Source organism: Gammaproteobacteria bacterium (assembly GCA_036381015.1).
Taxonomy (GTDB): Bacteria; Pseudomonadota; Gammaproteobacteria; order Steroidobacterales; family Rariloculaceae; genus ZC4RG20.
In genome coordinates, this window is record DASVDR010000041.1 from 75,322 (window position 1) to 93,446 (window position 18,125).

Genomic DNA, 18,125 nt, shown 5'->3' on the forward strand with positions numbered 1-18,125 from the left:
TCCCGGCCGTGACGAGGTCGAGCCGTCGCTTCGAAGGCGGCCGGCGCATCCCGAAGCGGAGGCGCCGGCCGCCGGCCGCGGCGCTGTTACTCCACGTCGTGCTCGGCGGCGTTTGGGCTTCGTCGGGCGGCGCGCAGCAGGGTCCGGCGGCCGGGCCGCGCGCCGCCCCGCATGCGTATCGCGTCCAGTGCGCGGAACGGGCCGGGGAAGGAGAGGCGGAGGCGGCCGCGGCGACGTGCGCCACGGACCTCGTGACCTATATCGGATGGCGGGTGTTCGAGCGCTATTGCGCGAGCTGTCACGGCACGGACGCCGAGGGCAGCACGTTCGCGCCGAGCCTCGTGCACCGTGTCGGCCAGCTCGACCGGAGCGCGTTCTTCGCCGCCCTCGACCGGGGCTACTCGGGCAACCGCGCTCCGATGCGCCCGTGGGGCGAGCACCGCGAGGTTTCCCGCTACTATGAGGAGCTCTGGTCCTACCTGTCGGCGCGCGCCGCCGGAGAGCTCCCGCCGGGGCCCCTCGTGCCGCTGCGGTAGCGGCTCAGTAGCGCCAGTTCAGAGACACGCCCGCGTAGACGTTGCGCCCGGGGCCGGGCTCGAAAAACCGGCCGCCGAAGGCGTTGATGCGGACGTTCGCGTTGTACGTCTCGTCGAAGAGATTGTTGATCGCGACGAACGGCGTGATTAGCAGGTCGCCCGACGTGTGCTCGTAGCCGAAACGCACGTTCGAGAGCGTGTAAGCGTCGTTCACGACCGTGTTCGCGTTGTTCGCGAACTGATCGTCGATGTAGAGGACGTCGAACGCCGCGAACCAGCCCACCGGGTGCCGATAGCTGAGCTCGCCGAACAGCACGTTCTCCGACGTGCCGGGAATCGTCTTGCCGGCGAAATCCTCTCCGCTCGCATCCACGAAGCGGTCGAACTCGAAGTCGGAATACGTGTAGCTGACGATCGCCTGCAGGCGCTCCGTCGGCTGCGTCATGAACGAGAATTCGAGGCCGTCGCGACTGGATTGGCCGGCGTTCACGTAGAAGTCGCGGCCGGGGCTGCCCGGCACCTCGAACGGAATCAGCTCGTCGTCCACCTCGATCGAGAACAGCGCGAGCTCGTAGCGGTGGCGGTCGCCGAGCAGGCCGCGCAGTCCGACTTCGACGTTGCCCGCTTCCTGAGGATCGAGGACGGGATTGAAGCCGCCGCCGCCGCTCGGGTCGTTGAACTCCGTCGTCGTCGGCGTTTCGAAGGCCGTGGAGTACGTGCCGTAGACGCTGAGGCTCGGCGAGAACACGTAGACGAGGCCGAGCATCGGGCTCGTGCCGTCGAGGCTGCGCTCGCCGGAATCGTCGCCGTCGGCGAGGAACCGGTCGGTCACGTCGAACTCCACCTCGTCGAACCGCACGCCGAGCGTCAGGAGCAGCTGCTCCGTGACGCTGAGCTCGTTCTGCACGAACAGGCCCATGCTGCGCACGGTCTCGTTCTGATCGAACGTGAGCGCACCGCGTGTTCCGAGCTGGTTGTCGAAGCGTCTGCGGTCGTCGTCCTGGTCGTCGTAGTCGAGGCCGACGACGAGGCGGTTCGGGCGGTCCAGCCAGAAGCCGTCGTACGTGTAGCTCAGGCCGCCGCCGACGAAGAAGCGGTCGAGATCCACGATACCGCCGTCGACGAACGGCAGGCTGTTCGCGAAATCGCGCCAGATGTAGTAGTTGCGGGCCGTGAGCAAGTGTCGGTCGCCGAGAGGCATGTCGTAAACGAAGCCCACGCGCTGCTGCTCGAGGCTCTCTCCGGCGGCGAACTCCACGTTCGCCGGCCACGCGGCGGCCGGATCGCTCGCTGCGAGCTCGGCCGTGATGCCGCCCGGATCGTCCGACGTCGGCTGATCGGTGAGGTTGACGACGGCGAGCAGCTTGCGGTCTCCCTCGAAGTTCACGTTGAAGCGGCCGCTGAGCTGGCGGTTCTCGGCCTCGCTGTGGTCGCGGAACCCGCCGTAGTCCGAGTCCGAAAGGCTCACGAGGTAGCCGACGCGGTCGCCGCGGCCGCCGGCCTTCAGCTGGAGCTTCTTGAAGTCGTAGCGTCCGCCGGACAGGCGCAGCTCCGCGAACGGCTCCTCGGGAGGCGGCTCCGTGGTGACGCTGATCACGCCGCCGGACGCATTGCCGTACAGCGAGGAGCTCGGCCCGCGGACCACCTCGATCTGGCTGACGGCGCCGAGGTCGATGCCGTCGACCGATCCCTGCCCGTCCGGCAGGGTCTCGGGAATGCCGTCGACGAGAATCTTCACGCCCCGAATGCCGAAGTTCGCCCGGGCGCCGAAGCCGCGGATGGAGACCCGGAGATCCTGTGCGAAGTTGTAGCGGTTCTGCATGAACAGGCCGGGCACGCGGCTCAGCGACTCGTCGAGCGCGAGCTGCTGTCGGCCGAGCTGGATTTCCTCCTGCGTCACGACCGAGACCGCGGCCGGCACGTGATCGAGCGTGGTGGCAAGGCGCGTGGCCGTGACGACGATCTCCTCGAGCGGCGGCATCGGGCGCGGCTCCGCCGCCTCTTGCGCCGCGGCGAAAGGCGCTCCGAGGCACAAAGCCGACCACGAGAGGCCCATGGAGATCGCGTACGGAAGAGTTCGTGTGGTCATCGCGTCACATCTCGCAGGGGACGATGCGGGAAATCGAAGGGACTGCCTATCATGACCGATTCGGTCGGAGCGGCGCAAATGAGACACTTCCGATCCGGGCGGTCCGTTGGCACACTAGTCGCCTGACGCAAGCCGCTCGTTTCCAGTAGAGGCTACCAGGCGGCGTGCCATGGATCATGGGGCATCCCGTGGCTCGCCCCCGGGGCTTCTTCTGGGTTCTTCCTCGCTCTCCCACATAATGGATTTCGTATCGCTTTCCGAGCTTGCCGCATTCGCTCAGGTCATCCTCGTCGATCTCGTGCTCGCCGGCGACAATGCGGTCGTAATCGGGATGGCCGTGGCCGGCCTCCCGCGCGACCAGCGGGCCCGCGCGATGCTCTTCGGCATCGCCGCCGCCACCGTGCTGCGCATCGCGTTCGCGTCGGTCACGGTCCAGCTGTTGAACGTCATCGGGCTGCTTCTCGCCGGAGGCCTGCTGCTGCTCTGGGTGTCGTGGAAGCTTTGGCGCGAGCTTCAGGCCGCGCGCTACGAGCGGAGCGCCCGTGAGGAAGCCCTCGAGACGGCGGGCCCGAGCCCGGCCCGCGCCGTGAACCCGGGCCACTCGCCGGCGGGCAAGACGATGCGGCAGGCGACGACGCAGATCATCGTCGCCGACGTATCGATGTCGCTCGACAACGTTCTCGCGGTCGCGGGGGTCGCGCGGGAGCACCTCTGGGTGCTCGTCTTCGGGCTCACGTTGTCGGTCGCGCTGATGGGATTCGCGGCCGTCCTCGTCGCCCGGCTCCTCGCGCGGTATCACTGGATCGCGTACGTCGGTCTCGCGCTGATCTTCTACGTGTCCCTGCGGATGATTTTCGAAGGCGGGCTCGAAGTTTTCGAGGCCGCCGCGCAACAGCTCACTTAGTTGGGGGCGTCCCGCAAATACCTATACACGATGCTTGCCGGGAACGCCGTGAACCCGTCCCTGGGGGCTCGCTCCGCGACATCCCTGCCCGGGGTCCCCGGCGCGAACGGAGTGAGCGCTGGGGTGGCGTACGCGGAGCTCCCGTCAAGCATCATGTATAGGTATTCGCGGGACACGATACTCGCGAGCCGGGCGTCCTCTGCCCGGCGGCCGGTCCGCGGGCTGCGTGCTATGATCCCCGGGGACGAGTCTTTTCTTCAGGGGGAAGCGATGCAACGCCGAAAGACAACAAGCGTATCGCTCGTGCTCGCCGGCTTTTGTGCCGCGCAAGCCGCTACGGCTCAAGACGATTTCGCGTCCGTCGAAATCACGGTCCACGAGGTCGCCGAGAACCTCTACTACCTCGAGGGCCGCGGAGGAAACATCGGGCTCTCCGTCGGCGAGGACGGCGTCGTGATGATCGACGACCAGTTCGCCCCGCTGACGGACAAGATTCTCGCCGCGATCGACACCGTCTCCGACCGCGACGTGCTTTTCGTCATCAACACGCACGTTCACGGCGACCATGTCGGCGGCAACGAGAACCTCGGGAACATGGGCATCCCGATCCTCGCGCACGACAACGTGCGGCTGCGCATGAGCAAGGGGGAACAGCCCGCGCCGCCGGCCGCGCTGCCGGTCGTCACGTATTCCGACGCCGCCACGCTTCACTTCAACGGCGAGGAGATCAGGATCGTGAAGGTGCCGGCCGCGCACACGGACGGCGACAGCGTGATCCATTTCGTCGGCGCCGACGTAATCCATACCGGGGACGTGTTCCGTACCACGGGGTACCCGCGGATCGACACGGGCAACGGCGGAACGGCCGCCGGCACGATCGAAGCGCTCGACTTGCTGCTCGAGATGGCCGGGCCGGAGACGAAGATCCTGCCGGGCCACGGCGTCGTCTCGACGCGCGACGACGTCCAGGCGTTCCGCGACATGGTCGCCGAGGTCTACGGCCGGGTGAAGCCGATGGTCGAGCAGGGCATGACCCTCGAGCAGGTGACCGCGGCGCAGCCCACTCGGGAGTTCGACGAGCGTTGGGGCTCGCCGGACACGTTCCTGGAGGGGCTTTACGAGTCGATTCGGCTCGAGCTCGGGGGGCGTTGAGACGCCCGTCGAAACCTCGTTGCGCCGGCCGAAGGTCCTGATCTACCGGCCCGTCGACGAGACGCAGGAGTCGCACCGCCTGATGGAGGCGGCCGGCTGCGAGGTCGTCGCGGGCGAGCTCGATCGGGACATCCCGCGCCTCCTCGCCGCCGCGCCGGATGCGGCGGCGCTCGTCGGCGCAACGTTCCGCGGCGGCGTGATCGACGCATCGCTCCTCGGCGCGTTCCCGAATCTGCGCATCGTCGCGAAATACACGATAGGCGTCGACGACGTCGACGTCGACGCGGCCACGGAGCTCGGCATCCTCGTCACGCATTGCCCGACGGAGGCGAACTGGGGCGGCGTCGCGGAAGGCACGATCGCGCTGATGCTCGCGTTCCTGAAGCGGATTGCCGAGCGCGACCGCCACGTCAAGGCGGGCGGCTGGCGCGACAAGCGGCTCGAGGGCCGCTACGTCGGGCGTCGCGCCGACGGGTATCCCGGGCTCACGATCGGCATCGTCGGGCTCGGGCGCATCGGCTCCCGCTTGGCGGAGCTTCTCGGCCCGTGGCGCGCGCGGCTGATCGGCGTCGATCCTTACGTGGACGACGCGCGCTTCGCGCTGCGAGGGGTCGAGCGCGTCGATCTCGAAACGCTGCTCCGCGAGGCGGACGTCGTCACGCTGCATTGCAATCTCACTGCCGAGACCCGCGGGATGATCGGCGCCGCCGAGCTTGCGGCGATGAAGCCGCGGGCCTTGCTGATCAACACCGCGCGGGGGCCGATCGTCGATCTGGACGCTCTCTGCGATGCGCTCGAGCGCGGCCGCATCGGCGGCGCCGCGCTCGACGTGCTGGCGGTGGAGCCGCCCCCGGCCGGCGCGCGCCTCCTCGCGCTCGGCGACAAGGTGATTCTGAGCCCGCACATGATCGCCGCGAACGAGGGCGGCACGCTTCACGCAGCGATTCCGTGGGCGACCGAGGCGGTGCTTGCCGCGCTTCGGTCGGAAGTTCCCGAATACGTTTACAATCGGGAAGCCATCGAGCTGTGGCGGCGCAGATTCGGCGGGCGAAGCCTGCTCGGGGCGCCGCCGGGAGGGTGAGGTGAAGCGCGTGCTCGTCCCGCTCGCCGCGGCGTGTCTCTTTGCTCCTGCGGCGATTGCGCACCATTCCTTTGCGGTCCATTTCGTCGCCGACGAGATCGTGTCCGTCGCAGGGGTCGTCACCGAGTTCCGGTTCCGCAATCCGCACGGCCTCGTGTTCGTCTCGGCGACCGGCGAAAACGGCGAAGAGGAGACGTGGCGGGCCGAGACGAACTCGCCGAACATCCTGCGCCGGCGCGGCTGGAGCGAGCACTCGCTCGCGGTCGGCGACCGCGTCACGATCGAAGGCTATCCGGCGCGCGACGGGTCGCCTTCGATGCGCATTTACCGCATCACGTTCGAGGACGGCCGCGTGCTGATTGGGCAGCGGCCCACGGCCGGTGACTGACGCCCGCGCGAAACCGGCCGCCGCGGCGGCGGCAGCCGTCTCGGCAGCGGCAGCCGTCGCGCTGTCGGTCTCCGGCGCGGCGGCCGGGCAAGAGCCCGTGCCCGACCTCTCCGGCGTGTGGCAGGTGAAGTTCGAGCGCTCGCCTTCCGGGCAGGCGCTGATCGACGAGCTTCCGGACGGCGTCGTGATGATCGACGATGCGGGCGGCGGCGAGCTCGGGGCCGGAGATTTCGCCGGGCTCGAGCTGACCGAAGCGGCCCTCGAGCAGATCGCGGAGTACGACTATGCCGAGGAGCTGAAGCGGGAAAATACCTGCGTCCCGCCGTCCGTCGTGTTCTACATGCAGGCGCCGTTTCCGATCGAGATCCATCAAGGCCGCGACCTGATCGTGATTCGCGCCGAGTATTTCGACATGACGCGGGTGATTCATCTGAACGAGACCGAGCATCCGCCGCCGGAAGCCCCGCACTTCAAGTCCGGGCACTCGATCGGACGTTGGGAAGGCGACACGCTCGTCGTCGACACCACGCACATCGCGCCCGGCACGTTCATGAACAACGGCGTCGACCACAGCGAGAACATCCATCTGATCGAGCATTTCCGCTTGAGCCCGGACGGTGACACGCTCTGGCTCACGCAGCTTTACGAGGACCCCGCGATTTTCGCCGGGAAGGCGGCGCGCTACATGGCGTGGACGCGCGATCCGGACGGTTTCCTCTATCCGTACGACTGCGACCCGAGCTACGGGGAGTAGCTTTCGAGGTCGGCGGCGACGGCTTCGTTGCGCACGCGGCCGTCCGCCACGTTGAGGCCCGCGGCGAGATGCGGGTCGAGCTTCATGGCCTTCTTCCAGCCGTTGTCGGCCAGCGCGCGGACATAGGGCAGCGTCGCGTTCACGAGCGCGAAGGTCGCGGTGCGCGGCACGGCCGCGGGGATGTTCGTCACGCAATAATGGAGAACGCCGTCGACCTCGTAGACCGGGTCGGCATGCGTCGTCGGCCGGCTCGTCGCGAAGCAGCCGCCTTGATCGATCGCGACGTCGGCGACGACCGCGCCCCGAGGCATCGCGGCGATCATCTCGCGGCTCACGAGCTTCGGCGCGCTGCGGCCCGGAACCAGCACCGTGCCGACCGCGAGCGCGGATTCGGCGAGGTTGCGGGCGATGGCGTCGGGCGTCGAGTATTCCGTGCGAATGCGACTCTCGAAGCGCGCGGCGAGGCGCTCGAGCTTGGCGACGTCGGTGTCGAGCGCGACGACGTCGGCGCCGTGGCCGATTGCCGACTCGATCGCGCCGGTGCCCGCCACGCCGGCGCCGATCACCGTGACGCGCGCGGGCGGAACGCCCGGCACGCCGCCGAGCAGCACGCCCATGCCGCCGGCGGTGCGCTCGAGGTGATGGGCGCCGGCCTGGACTGCCATTCGTCCGGCGATGCGGCTCATCGGTGCGAGCAGCGGGAGGCCGCCGTTCGGGGAGGTAACGGTCTCGTAGGCGATCGCCGTCACGCGGGCCTTGAGCAGGCCTCTCGCGAGCTCCGGATCCGCGGCGAGGTGCAGATAGCCGAACAGCACGTGCTCGGGCCGCAGCAGCGCAAGCTCCTCCAACTGCGGCTCCTTGACCTTCACGATCAGCTCGGCTTCGTCGAACAGAGCTTCCGTGGACGGGACGATACGGGCGCCCGCGGACTCGAACTCGGCATCGCCGAGGCCCGCGCCGATGCCGGCCCCCGTCTCGATCAGCACCTCGTGGCCCGCGCGCACGAGCGTCGCCGCCGCCGCGGGCGTCAGCGCCACGCGGTGCTCGTCGCTCTTGATTTCCCTCGGCACGCCGATCCGCATTTCGATCCACGTTAAGGGCCCGGCGGCGCCTCTGTCCAGAGGGGAGATCGCGCATCGCGCTTGCCGCCGATTTCGGCCGGATGTTAACGTCGCGCGGCCCGTAGCTCGGAACCCGCTATGACGCAACGCAGCCCGGCCCGCCGTCGCGAGGTCTGGTCCTGGGCGCTCTACGACTTCGCGAACTCCGCATTCACGACGCTCGTCGTGACGTTCGTCTACGCCACCTTCTTCACGCAGGTCATTGCGGATGATCCGATTCATGGCACCGCGCTGTGGTCCCGCGGCGTGACGATCACGGCGATCGTCGTCGCGCTCGGCTCGCCGGTGCTCGGCGCGCTCGCCGACCGCGGCGGATTTCGCAAGCTGTTCGTCGTGCTCGCGACGCTCGTCTGCTCCGGCGCGACGGCGCTCCTTTACGGCGTGCTGCCCGGCGAGGTCACGGCCGCGCTCGTGCTCTTCGTCATCGCGAACATCGCGTACGAGCTCGGCAGCGTCTTCTACAACGCGTTTCTGCCGGACATCGCGCCTGAGGGACGAATCGGCACGGTCTCCGGCTGGGGCTGGGGGCTCGGGTATTTCGGCGGCCTGCTCGCGCTCGTGGTCGCGCTCGTCACGCTCGTGCAGCCCGACACGCCGTGGTTCGGCTTCTCGCGCGAGGACGGCGAGAACGTGCGCGCGACGAATCTGCTGGTTGCCGTCTGGTTCGTCGTCTTCAGCCTGCCGCTGTTCCTCTTCGTGAAGGAGGACAAGTCGCGCGTCTCGCCGCCCGGGCGCATCGTGCGCGAGGCGCTGACCCAGCTTCGCCGCACTTTCGCTGAGGTCCGCCGTTATCGGCAGACCGTGCGCTTCCTGATCGCGCGGCTCCTCTACAACGACGGGCTCGTGACGGTCTTCGCGTTCGGGGGCATCTATGCCGCCGAGACCTTCGGCTTCACGCTCCCGCAGGTTCTCGTCTTCGGCATCGTGATCAACGTCGCGGCGGGCGCCGGTGCGATCCTGATGGGCTTCCTCGATGACCGCATCGGCGGCAAGCGGACGATCATCCTGTCGCTGCTCGGGCTGATCGTCGCGACCGGCGTCGCGATCGCCGCCACCAGTGCGCCGGCCCTGTGGGTCGCCGGCATCCTGATCGGCATTTTCGCAGGCCCGAATCAGGCGGCCAGCCGGTCGCTGATGGGGCGTTTCGTTCCGCCGGCCGTCGAGAACGAGTTCTTCGGCTTTTTCGCGTTCTCCGGCAAGCTCACGGCGTTCATCGGACCGTTCCTGCTCGGCGTGCTGACCGATGTCACGGGATCGCAGCGTGCGGGCGTCACCGTCGTGCTCGGCCTGTTCGCGATCGGCCTCCTGGTGCTGCTGGCCGTCGACGAGCGCGAGGGGGCGGCGGCCCGCAGCGTCGCGGCGGCTCCCGTTCGGGCTTGAGCCTCCGTCGCGGGACGACGTATTCTTCCGACCTTTGACCGTCGTCGAGACGCGAGCCCGTGCCCGAGCACAAAATCCTGATCGTCTTTCCCGGCCAAGGGTCGCAGTATCGCGGCATGGGCTCCGACGTCGTCGAGGATTTCCCAGCGGCCGGGGCCGTCTACGATCGCGCGAGCGAGGTCCTCGGCTACGATCTTCGGGAGCTGTCGTTTCGCGACCCGCGCGACGAGCTGAACCAAACGCGTTTCACGCAGCCGGCGCTGCTCACACACGAGATCGCGTGCTTCGAGGCGTTGCGCAGCCTCGTCGGCGACCGCGTGCGGCCGGCCATGGCGGCCGGTCACAGCCTCGGCGAGTACGCGGCGCTCGTCGCGGCCGGAGCGCTCCGCTTCGAGAGCGCCGTCGAGCTCGTGAGCCGCCGCGGCGAGCTGATGGGCAGCCTTGGGCGGGGCGCGATGCTGGCCACCACGCTCGATCTCGAGTCGGCCACGGCGCTCGCCGACAAGCACTTCTGCGGCATCGGCGGACGCAACCTGCCCGATCAGACCGTGGTCGCCGGCGAGGAGCGCGATCTCGACGCGTTGACCGAGGATCTGGCGGCTCGCTACCCGTCGAAACGCGCGATCCGCCTCAACACCGAAGGGGCGTTCCACACCTACCTGATGGTGGACGCCGCACGGCAGTTTCGTGCCGTGCTCGAGAGCACGGCGTTCGGCGAGCCCGAGGTCGGCGTGCTTTCGAACTACACCGGGAAGCTGCACGAGCCCGAGCCCCAGGCCATTCGCTCGCGGCTTTTCTTCCAGCTCTTCAATCCCGTACGCTGGTTCGAGTGCATGAACACGGCTATGGATGCCGGCGTCGACACGATCGTCGAGCTCGGCGGCGGGATCGGCAAGGGCGAGGGGCCGGGCGACAAGCGCCCGAATCTGGAAGGCATCGTGAGGAAATCCTTGAAATACCGCCAGCATCAGGCGCAATATCTTCCCGCGATCAATTCCGCCGGCATTCGCGCGGCGGCCCAGCATTTGGCAGGGGAATAGCCCTGCGTCTTCTCCGCCTGCGGCTCCTCGCGCCGCGGCTCGCGGGGGCTCGGGCCTTTGTCTTGCGCCGGCCAACCACCAGACATAAGGAGCCACAACCGCTATGGGAGCGTTCAAGGAAGCCCACGGAGGGGAACTGAAGGACCTGTATCTACCGTCGTCGGAACGCGACGAGGAGAAACGCCGCGCGCGGGACATGCGCTCCTGGGACCTCACGATGCGGCAGCTCTGCGACATCGAGCTGCTGCTGAACGGCGCGTTCTCGCCGCTCGAGGGCTTCCTCGACCCACCGGATTACGACGGCGTCCTCGAGAACATGCGGCTCGCGAGCGGCGTGCTCTGGCCGATGCCGATCACGCTCGACGTCACCGAGGAGTTCGCCGGCTCGACCAAGGAGGGCGACACGATCGCGCTGCGCGATCCGGAAGGCGTGCTGATCGCCACGATGGAGGTTTCGAGCATCTACCGACCCGACAAGGAGCGCGAGGCGCGCCTCGTGTTCCGCACCACGGACGAGGCCCACGCCGGGGTGAATTACCTGATGAACAAGGCGCATCCCGTCTACCTCGGCGGGCGCCTGCGGGGCGTGGAGCCGCCGACGCACTACGACTTCAAGCATCTTCGCGATACGCCGCGCGAAATTCGCGATCGGTTCCAGAAGCTCGGCTGGCGCAAGGTCGTCGCGTTTCAGACACGCAATCCGATGCACCGCGCGCACTTCGAGCTCACGTTCCGGGCCGCCAAGGAGGTCGAGGCGAACCTTCTGATCCAGCCGGTGGTCGGCATGACGAAGCCCGGCGACGTCGATCATTTCACGCGCGTGCGCTGCTATGAGCACCTGCTCGCGTACTACCCGGAGCAAACCACGGCGCTCAGCCTGCTGCCGCTCGCGATGCGCATGGGCGGGCCGCGCGAGGCGGTTTGGCACTCGATCATCCGCAAGAATTACGGCTGCACGCACTTCATCGTCGGCCGCGACCATGCGGGGCCGGGGAAGGGCAGCGACGGCAAGCCGTTCTACGGGCCGTACGACGCTCAGCGGCTCATGAAGGAGCACGAGCGCGAGCTCGATATCACGATGGTGCCCTTCAAGAACATGCTCTACGTCGAGGATCGTGCGCAGTACATGCCCGAGGACGAGGTCGACGAGTCGATGCGCACGCTGAGCCTGTCGGGCACGGAGCTGCGCCGGCGGCTGCAGGAGGGCGTCGATATTCCGGAGTGGTTCTCGTTCCCGGAGGTCGTCGCGGAGCTTCGGCGCACGCATCCGCCGCGGCACCGTCAAGGCTTTACGGTTTTCTTCACCGGGCTTTCGGGCTCCGGCAAGTCGACGATCGCGAACGCGCTCATGGTCAAGCTGATGGAGATGGGTGGGCGGCACGTCACGCTGCTCGACGGCGACATCGTGCGCAAGCACCTGTCGAGCGAGCTGGGCTTCTCGAAGGAGCATCGGGACCTGAACATCCTGCGGATCGGCTACGTCGCGAGCGAGATCACGAAGAACGGCGGCGTCGCGATCTGCGCGCCGATCGCGCCGTATGCGGCGACACGCAAGCAGGTGCGCGAGATGATCGCGCCGCTCGGCGGCTTTCTGGAGGTTCACGTCGCCACGCCTCTCGAGGTCTGCGAGGCGCGCGATCGCAAGGGACTCTACGCGAAGGCCCGGGCCGGGATCATCAAGAGCTTCACGGGAATCAGCGACCCGTACGAGGAGCCGGAGAACCCGGAGATGAGGATCGACACCACGACGCTCACGCCCGATCTGGCCGCGCACCGCATCATCGTCAAGCTCGAGAGCCTCGGCTTCGTGCGGTAGCGCTGCCCGAAAAAGGTGTCAGACACCTTTTCTTGAAAAATGGTGTTCAGACACGTTTTGGCGAAAAATCGTGTCTGACACCTTTTTTCGGACACCTTTTTCGGAGCCGCGATTTTCAGGCGAGATACGCGGCGAAGAACTGATTCAGCATCCGGTCCATCGGGTCGAGCTCGGTTCGGACCTTGTTGAAGAAGGCGAGGCGCCGATCGTACCTCGCGTTCACGACGTCAGCCGTTGCGTTTCTCGTTTGGTTGAAGAACGGGACGCCTTGGTGCTCGGCCGCGAACTCGGCGAAGTCGAGCACGAAGTCGTCCCAGCCGTCGCTCTGGGTCGATAGAGGGCTCAACGTGATCATCGAGCGGTCGAACGACGGGGAGAGCAGGGCGCTCTTGTCCTGATTCAGCCGAAAGCCGATCGTCGGCATGTCGCAGCGGAATCCCGTCCGCGCGTAATGCTCCTTGCAGAAGAGCTTGTACGCGAGGGCCGTGCTGCCGAAGTCCTCGGCGGGAAAGGCCCACGTGCAGTAGGTGAACCGTTGCTTGCCGCCCAGGGACTGGAAGCGGCCGCTTTGCTCCACGGCGTTGCTGCCCGTGCGCACGAGCGCATTGTTCGTCAGCGCCTGCGCCGCTTTGCTGAGACCGTCGATCAGCGGGTAGCGGAGCTGGCGGACGGGCACGGCGAACGCGATCGAGCGGGCGGCGCCGGGCAACGCCGAGTACACGGCCCAATCCTTCAGGCGCCATGCGAAGCGCCGCCCCGGGGCGGTCCGCTCGGCCGGGCGCCTCAGCTCGAGATAGACGTGGTCGCGAAACGGAAGGAGGTAGAGCTTGACGCCCGAGCCGGCGCCGGCCAGGCGCGTGCCGAGCTTCGCGAACTCCTTGAACCCGGTCCGGGCCGTCTGCACGGCGAATCCCTGCACCGGACGTATCCGGAGCGTGATCTCGTAGACGACGCCGAGCAGGCCGTAGCTCAGCCTCAACAGGGCCATCAAGTGCTTCGTGCGGTCGTTGACGACGAACTTGCGTCCGGTCGGGCTGACGATCTTGAGCTGCACCGCGTGGGCCGCGAACTGGCCGACGCCGCCGGCGATCGAGGCCTCCAGCCCCGCGCCGCAGACGGCGCCGCCGACGCTGCGGTTCGCGAGGTCGAACCCCCCGATCAGCTCCTTGCCTTCCTCGCTGAGGATTTCGGCGAGATCGGACAGCGTGATGCCGGGCTGGACCGTGACCGTGTCGGCGTCGATGCGCAGGACGCGGTTCATGTCGGAAAGGTCCATGACCGTCCCGCCGTTCGCCGTGACGCATCGGGTGGTGGAGCTGCGCGAGCCGACCGGCCGGACCGGAGAGGGATAACGTTTCAGGTCGCGCAGCACTTGCGCGATCTCGCTCGGCGTAGTCGGATGCACGACGGCGGCCGGACCCGCGGACGCAAAGGTCCCAGCGCGCTTACGCGCAACGGCAGTGCTCATCGGAACGAGCTCCTCCCCGTGATCAATCGGCTGCGCCGACCGGATAAACGCTGGGGAAAGCCCGTGGAAGGCCGCGCCTTCGACGTTCGCCGGCAACCCCGCTGTCGTAGGACCCGAATCCCGTAGACCGGAAGCTTTGTGTCCCTGGCTTTCGCCAGGTTTACCCTTGGTCAGCCGCCCGACTATCGCTCACAACGCGCGCCGCTGCAAGCGACCACGCCTCGATTCCGCTTCGCGGGGGCTTCGCTCGGCGACGGTTATGTCATACCGGCGGGGCGGGCGTTCCGCGGCGGGCGCCGGCGCCTCACAACGTCTCGTCGAGAAATCGGTAGATGCGACGTCTAACGAAATTCAAGCCGAGCGGGGTGAGGGAATAAAAGCCGCTGCGGTGGCGCGACAAGAGCGTGATGCGCTCCGGCCGGCCGGTGACCTCCCACAGCGCTTCCCGGGACTCTCGAGGCATGCAGTCGTCGAAAGCGGCATCGATCATCAGGATCTCGCGGGGATCGTACCGGCCCTCGTAGCGAATCGGGTCCGCCGGCCCGAACAAGTCTTCGAAGAACTCGTGATACTCCTCGATCGTCCAGCCGTACTCGGTGAGGACGTGTCGCCGGACTTCGCCGGCCCGATTGCCGCAGGTGGCGAATATCGTGGCGAAGTCGGCGGCTCCCATCATCAGCACGGCCGCCGAGAGCCGCGGATCATTGCCCATCAGCGTGGCGGTGACGAGCGCGCTCATGCTGAAGCCCACCATCGCGATCCGCGACGAGTCGATGTTCGGTTGCGTCTCCGCCCAATCGAGCAGCAGCCGCATGTCGACCACCGCCGAGCGGTACCGTTCGGCGCTCTCTTTCGCCATCGTGACGAACGCTTCCTCGCTCGACGTGGAGCTGAGCCCGCTCCAGGGGAAGAGCGGCGAACGGCCGAGTATCCAGATGATGTTCGCCTCGCCCTTCGAGCGGCGCGCGTAGCCGCGCGAGATCCGGCTCGGCGGATACGTGCTCGTGCCCCATATCGGCAACACGATCACGAGCTTCTTCGGGCCGGGAGACAAGCTCCGGTAGTAGAGCGCTTCGACGATTCCGTCCGGCCCGCCCTCCGTCCCGCTCGACGGAAATGACAGGTTCACGAGCTCGTGAAAGCGCGTCTTGTCGAACGGCTCCGAGATCTCGACGTCGACGGGCTCCGAGCTCGAGAACAGCGGGTCCGCCTGGACGGGCGGACGATACTCGTAGGAGGACGGCGTGGACGGGGGATGATACAGATGCGCGACACACCCGCCGAGGCAGAGAAGCGAGATCGCGGCCGCGAGCGGTCGTGTCAGGCGGGCAAACAATGCGAGCTTTCCGATGCTCAGTCTTGCACGAGTAGGTGGCGGGTTGCGGCAACGGCCCGCTCCGCGGCTGCAATACCGGCGCGCGGGATTCTACCGAGGACCGGAGGCGACCGAAAGCTCGTCGCGGAAACGCGACAGGGGCCGCGGCTCCTGCGGTGCCCTACTCATAGCGCAGCGCCTCGATCGGGTTCAAGAGCGCGGCGCGCCGCGCCGGCCAGATGCCGAAGAACAGGCCCACGCCGACGCTGAAGGCGGACGCGAGCCCGACGGACTCCGGCGAGACGAAGACTTCCCATCCCGCGATGCGGGACATCAGCGTGGCGGCGCCGGCGCCGAGCCCGACCCCCAGCAGACCGCCGAGCAGGCACAGGGTGACCGATTCGACGAGGAATTGAAGCAGGATGCTGCCGCGCGTGGCGCCGAGCGCCATGCGGATGCCGATCTCCCGCGTCCTTTCCGTGACGCTGACCAGCATGATGTTCATGATCCCGATGCCGCCGACGATCAGGCTGACGCCCGCGATGCTCGCGAGGAGCACCGTGAACGTTTGCTGCGCTTCCTGCTGAGTCTCGAGGAAGTCGCGCCGGTCGACGATGGCGAAATCGTTCGGCTGGCCGGGCAGCAGCCGATGCTCTCTGCGGAGCACGCGCTCGATGTCGACCATCGCGCGCTCGAGCGGAATGCCGTCGATCACGCGCACGCTGATGTTGTCGACCTCCTCGCGGCCGAAGACGCGCTGCTCGGCCGTCTTCAGCGGGATGAACGCGCTCGAGTCCGGGCCCCGGTTGCCGAAGCCACCGCCGCCTTCGCTCGCGAGGATCCCGACGACCTCGAACGGCTGATTGTTCAGCATCAGGGTCTGGCCGAGAAGCTCGGCCGGAAGCACCTCGAGCTCCTCCGGAATGTCGGCGCCGAGCACGATCACGCGGCGCTTCGATTGATCCTCGTCAAGGCGAAAGAACCGTCCCTCGGCGAGGTCGTAGTTGAAGACGTCCGCATAGTGGAACGTCGTGCCGATCACCCGTGTGTTGGTGTTGCGGTTCAGGAACTTGAGCTGCCCGCGGTTGGAAATTTCGGGAATGACCGCGTCGAGATATCGCGAATGCTTCTCGAGCGCTTCGACGTCCTCGACCCGCAGCGTCATCTGATCCCGCGCGACGCCCATCGACAGGAAGCGGGACTGATTGATCGTCAGGATATTCGCACCGAGCGATGCGATCTGCTCGTCGATCCGCTTCTGCGCGCCGGCACCGGCCGCCAACATCGCGATCACGGCGCTGACCCCGATGATGATGCCGAGCATCGTCAGAATCGCGCGGAAAAAGTTTGCGCGAATCGATTCGAAAGCGACGCGGACGATCTCGCCGAAGAGCATGGTTCGGAGTCCCTCGAAGGCGGGCCTAAAGTAGCAGGTCCGCCCTACCGGTCAAGGCGCGGCCGCTGAAGTTTTCTGGACCTTCGGGGCCCCGGTACGGTGTCCCGCAAATATCTATACATGCTGCTTGCCGGGACCGCCGTGAACCCTTTCCTGGGGGCTCGCTCGCGCGCGTCCCTGCCCGGGGTCCCCAGCCCGAACTCAGTGAGCGCTGGGGTGGCGTACGCGAGCGTCCCGGCGAGCAGCATGTATAGATATTTGCGGGACGTCACACTACCCTGTGCTTCGAGGCGGCCGAGAAAGGGCCGCGGCGCCGGCGGAGCATGAGGCGGGAGCGTACACCGCGGTGGGTCCGACTCGGTCTTCGGGCACTGAAGGCCGGCATGGCGCTCGCGCTCGCGGCGGCCTGCGCGCTCGCGCCTGTCGGGGGCAGCTCGAAAGACTCGGAGGTCCTGCTCTCGCCGTACCTTCCTCGCACCGCGCATCAGGCGTACGGCTACTCGCTGGCGCTCGACGGCCCCCGCGTCCGGCCGGCCAAGGAATGGCTCCTTGCCGCCGAGCACGCGCTCTTTCGGCCGGCCGCGGCGGCGCTGCCGCTCGAGGTTGTGGGACGATTCCATTCGAGCCGCGCCGAGGCGCTCGGCTTCGCGTTCGACGCGAGGGGCGGTCGGCGGATCGAGATCGAGGTTCGCACGGCGGCGAGCCCGGAGGCCGGCGCAGCGGTTGCCGCGTCACCGGTGTTCGTCGACCTGTTCTCGGCGGCGGCCGGGCGGCTCGAGATTCTCGAGAGCGCGGCACCGGCGCGCGGCGACGAGCACGGCGCGCGCGTGCACCGCCTCGAGGTCGCGGTGCTCGCACCGGAGCGGTTCGTGCTGCGAGTGCAGCCCGCGCTCGAGTACGCCGGCGAGTATCGCGTCACCGTTCGCGCGGCACCGCTTCTCGCGTTCCCGGTCGACGGGATGGACATCGAGGCGATTCAGAGCGGCTTCGGGGCCGAGCGGGACGGCGGCGCGAGATCGCACCGGGGCGTCGACATCTTCGCGCCGCGCGGCACGCCCGCGCTTGCGGCGATGGATTCCTGGGTCTCGCGCGTCGAGACGACTCGTCGCGGCGGCAACGTCGTGTGGCTGCAGCCGCTGTTCGGCGACTTGCGGCTCTACTACGCTCATCTCGAGGAGCAACTCGTCGAGCCCGGCGATTTCGTCCTCGCAGGAGAGGCGGTCGGCACGGTCGGAAACACGGGCAATGCGATCACCACGCCGCCGCATCTTCACTTCGGCGTGTACGTGCGCCGGCGCGGCGGCGGACGCGGCGGCGCGAGGGATCCGTATCCCTTCCTCGATTGAGCACTCGTCCGCATCGGCCTGCGCCGAGCCGGTAATTTTCGACGACTGCTCGTTTGCGTATCGCGACCCCCTCGTATAGATTGGACCGTCGATCCCGACGGATCCGAACATGACGTTGCGCGAACGGGTGGAGCAGATTTTCCCCGGATGGAGACGCTGGTATCCCAGTCTCTTCGATGCGGCAATCGACCTCGGCGTCATCCGTGCGGACGTCTGCTCGCCGGATTCCCTGCTCTTGAGCAAGCGTCACGCGAAGGTGCAGCGCGCTGCCGAGGAGGCGCATCGCGAGAAGTGGGGCGGCGGTCCGCCCGAGGATGTTCCCGATCGCTGAGAGGAGCT

The 18,125-nt window shown here is 67.7% G+C and carries 16 protein-coding genes and 1 riboswitch; of the genes, 11 read left to right on the forward strand and 5 right to left on the reverse strand.

The genetic code is table 11. The features are described from left to right. The first annotated feature begins 8 nt into the window (after positions 1 to 8). Complete coding sequence (locus tag VF329_14080; protein HEX7082133.1) at positions 9 to 536, forward strand: cytochrome c; 528 nt, start codon at positions 9 to 11, stop codon at positions 534 to 536. A gap of 4 nt (positions 537 to 540) precedes the next feature. Here VF329_14080 and VF329_14085 read toward each other — a convergent pair whose 3' ends face one another. Continuing rightward, complete coding sequence (locus VF329_14085; GenBank protein ID HEX7082134.1) at positions 541 to 2,625, reverse strand: TonB-dependent receptor; 2,085 nt, start codon at positions 2,623 to 2,625, stop codon at positions 541 to 543. 238 nt (positions 2,626 to 2,863) lie between these two features. Here VF329_14085 and VF329_14090 point away from each other — a divergent pair, with 238 nt between their 5' ends. The 5 genes from VF329_14090 (at position 2,864) to VF329_14110 (ending at position 6,904) form a co-directional block, all read left to right on the forward strand. Further along, positions 2,864 to 3,529 (forward strand): TerC family protein, encoded by a 666-nt coding sequence (locus VF329_14090; protein HEX7082135.1) that lies wholly within the window; start codon positions 2,864 to 2,866, stop codon positions 3,527 to 3,529. A 270-nt stretch (positions 3,530 to 3,799) separates the two neighbouring features. After that, entirely contained in the window at positions 3,800 to 4,681 is an 882-nt protein-coding gene (locus VF329_14095; GenBank protein ID HEX7082136.1) for an MBL fold metallo-hydrolase, read from the forward strand. A gap of 19 nt (positions 4,682 to 4,700) precedes the next feature. Beyond that, the gene (locus VF329_14100; GenBank protein ID HEX7082137.1) at positions 4,701 to 5,762 is read left to right on the forward strand and encodes an NAD(P)-dependent oxidoreductase; all 1,062 of its coding nucleotides are present in this window, start codon (positions 4,701 to 4,703) and stop codon (positions 5,760 to 5,762) included. 1 nt (position 5,763) lies between these two features. Then, the gene (locus VF329_14105) at positions 5,764 to 6,150 is read left to right on the forward strand and encodes a DUF6152 family protein (GenBank protein HEX7082138.1); all 387 of its coding nucleotides are present in this window, start codon (positions 5,764 to 5,766) and stop codon (positions 6,148 to 6,150) included. Continuing rightward, entirely contained in the window at positions 6,143 to 6,904 is a 762-nt protein-coding gene (locus VF329_14110) for a hypothetical protein (protein ID HEX7082139.1), read from the forward strand. Before VF329_14105 ends, VF329_14110 begins: the two co-directional genes overlap by 8 nt. On the opposite strand, the gene ald is transcribed toward VF329_14110, so the two are convergent. Beyond that, entirely contained in the window at positions 6,892 to 7,986 is a 1,095-nt protein-coding gene (gene ald, locus VF329_14115; protein ID HEX7082140.1) for an alanine dehydrogenase, read from the reverse strand. The genes VF329_14110 and ald overlap by 13 nt on opposite strands. A gap of 117 nt (positions 7,987 to 8,103) precedes the next feature. On the opposite strand from ald, the gene VF329_14120 reads away from it, so the two are divergent. The 3 genes from VF329_14120 to VF329_14130 all read left to right on the forward strand — a co-directional run bounded on the left by VF329_14120 (position 8,104) and on the right by VF329_14130 (position 12,261). Beyond that, positions 8,104 to 9,405 carry an MFS transporter gene (locus VF329_14120; protein ID HEX7082141.1) on the forward strand — a complete coding sequence of 434 codons (1,302 nt, stop codon included), beginning with the start codon at positions 8,104 to 8,106 and terminating at the stop codon, positions 9,403 to 9,405. Between the two features lie 59 nt (positions 9,406 to 9,464). Then, positions 9,465 to 10,445 carry an ACP S-malonyltransferase gene (locus tag VF329_14125; protein ID HEX7082142.1) on the forward strand — a complete coding sequence of 327 codons (981 nt, stop codon included), beginning with the start codon at positions 9,465 to 9,467 and terminating at the stop codon, positions 10,443 to 10,445. Positions 10,446 to 10,548: 103 nt separating this feature from the next. Further along, complete coding sequence (locus VF329_14130; protein HEX7082143.1) at positions 10,549 to 12,261, forward strand: bifunctional sulfate adenylyltransferase/adenylylsulfate kinase; 1,713 nt, start codon at positions 10,549 to 10,551, stop codon at positions 12,259 to 12,261. 115 nt (positions 12,262 to 12,376) lie between these two features. On the opposite strand, the gene VF329_14135 is transcribed toward VF329_14130, so the two are convergent. From VF329_14135 to VF329_14145, 3 genes are all read right to left on the reverse strand, one after another. Then, complete coding sequence (locus tag VF329_14135) at positions 12,377 to 13,729, reverse strand: FAD-binding protein (GenBank protein ID HEX7082144.1); 1,353 nt, start codon at positions 13,727 to 13,729, stop codon at positions 12,377 to 12,379. 88 nt (positions 13,730 to 13,817) lie between these two features. After that, a riboswitch (cyclic di-GMP riboswitch) is annotated at positions 13,818 to 13,904 on the reverse strand. A 129-nt stretch (positions 13,905 to 14,033) separates the two neighbouring features. Next, the gene (locus VF329_14140) at positions 14,034 to 15,065 is read right to left on the reverse strand and encodes a hypothetical protein (GenBank protein ID HEX7082145.1); all 1,032 of its coding nucleotides are present in this window, start codon (positions 15,063 to 15,065) and stop codon (positions 14,034 to 14,036) included. Positions 15,066 to 15,225: 160 nt separating this feature from the next. Further along, positions 15,226 to 16,440, reverse strand: coding sequence for an ABC transporter permease (locus VF329_14145; protein HEX7082146.1), 1,215 nt, complete (start codon positions 16,438 to 16,440; stop codon positions 15,226 to 15,228). Positions 16,441 to 16,823: 383 nt separating this feature from the next. On the opposite strand from VF329_14145, the gene VF329_14150 reads away from it, so the two are divergent. Together VF329_14150 and VF329_14155 are read left to right on the forward strand one after the other, a co-directional pair. After that, positions 16,824 to 17,786 (forward strand): M23 family metallopeptidase, encoded by a 963-nt coding sequence (locus VF329_14150; GenBank protein HEX7082147.1) that lies wholly within the window; start codon positions 16,824 to 16,826, stop codon positions 17,784 to 17,786. 109 nt (positions 17,787 to 17,895) lie between these two features. Next, positions 17,896 to 18,117: a hypothetical protein gene (locus VF329_14155; protein ID HEX7082148.1), complete on the forward strand. Its 222-nt coding sequence runs from the start codon at positions 17,896 to 17,898 to the stop codon at positions 18,115 to 18,117. The last annotated feature ends 8 nt before the right edge of the window (positions 18,118 to 18,125 follow it).

What these genes read in the sequence shown, in the direction of transcription:
- VF329_14085 (HEX7082134.1), bottom strand. Translation starts at nt 2,625, where the DNA reads ATGACCACACGAACTCTTCCGTACGCGATCTCCATGGGCCTCTCGTGG.
- VF329_14090 (HEX7082135.1), top strand. Translation starts at nt 2,864, where the DNA reads ATGGATTTCGTATCGCTTTCCGAGCTTGCCGCATTCGCTCAGGTCATC.
- VF329_14095 (HEX7082136.1), top strand. Translation starts at nt 3,800, where the DNA reads ATGCAACGCCGAAAGACAACAAGCGTATCGCTCGTGCTCGCCGGCTTT.
- ald (HEX7082140.1), bottom strand. Translation starts at nt 7,986, where the DNA reads ATGCGGATCGGCGTGCCGAGGGAAATCAAGAGCGACGAGCACCGCGTG.
- VF329_14120 (HEX7082141.1), top strand. Translation starts at nt 8,104, where the DNA reads ATGACGCAACGCAGCCCGGCCCGCCGTCGCGAGGTCTGGTCCTGGGCG.
- VF329_14130 (HEX7082143.1), top strand. Translation starts at nt 10,549, where the DNA reads ATGGGAGCGTTCAAGGAAGCCCACGGAGGGGAACTGAAGGACCTGTAT.
- VF329_14135 (HEX7082144.1), bottom strand. Translation starts at nt 13,729, where the DNA reads ATGAGCACTGCCGTTGCGCGTAAGCGCGCTGGGACCTTTGCGTCCGCG.
- VF329_14145 (HEX7082146.1), bottom strand. Translation starts at nt 16,440, where the DNA reads ATGCTCTTCGGCGAGATCGTCCGCGTCGCTTTCGAATCGATTCGCGCA.
- VF329_14150 (HEX7082147.1), top strand. Translation starts at nt 16,824, where the DNA reads ATGGCGCTCGCGCTCGCGGCGGCCTGCGCGCTCGCGCCTGTCGGGGGC.
- VF329_14155 (HEX7082148.1), top strand. Translation starts at nt 17,896, where the DNA reads ATGACGTTGCGCGAACGGGTGGAGCAGATTTTCCCCGGATGGAGACGC.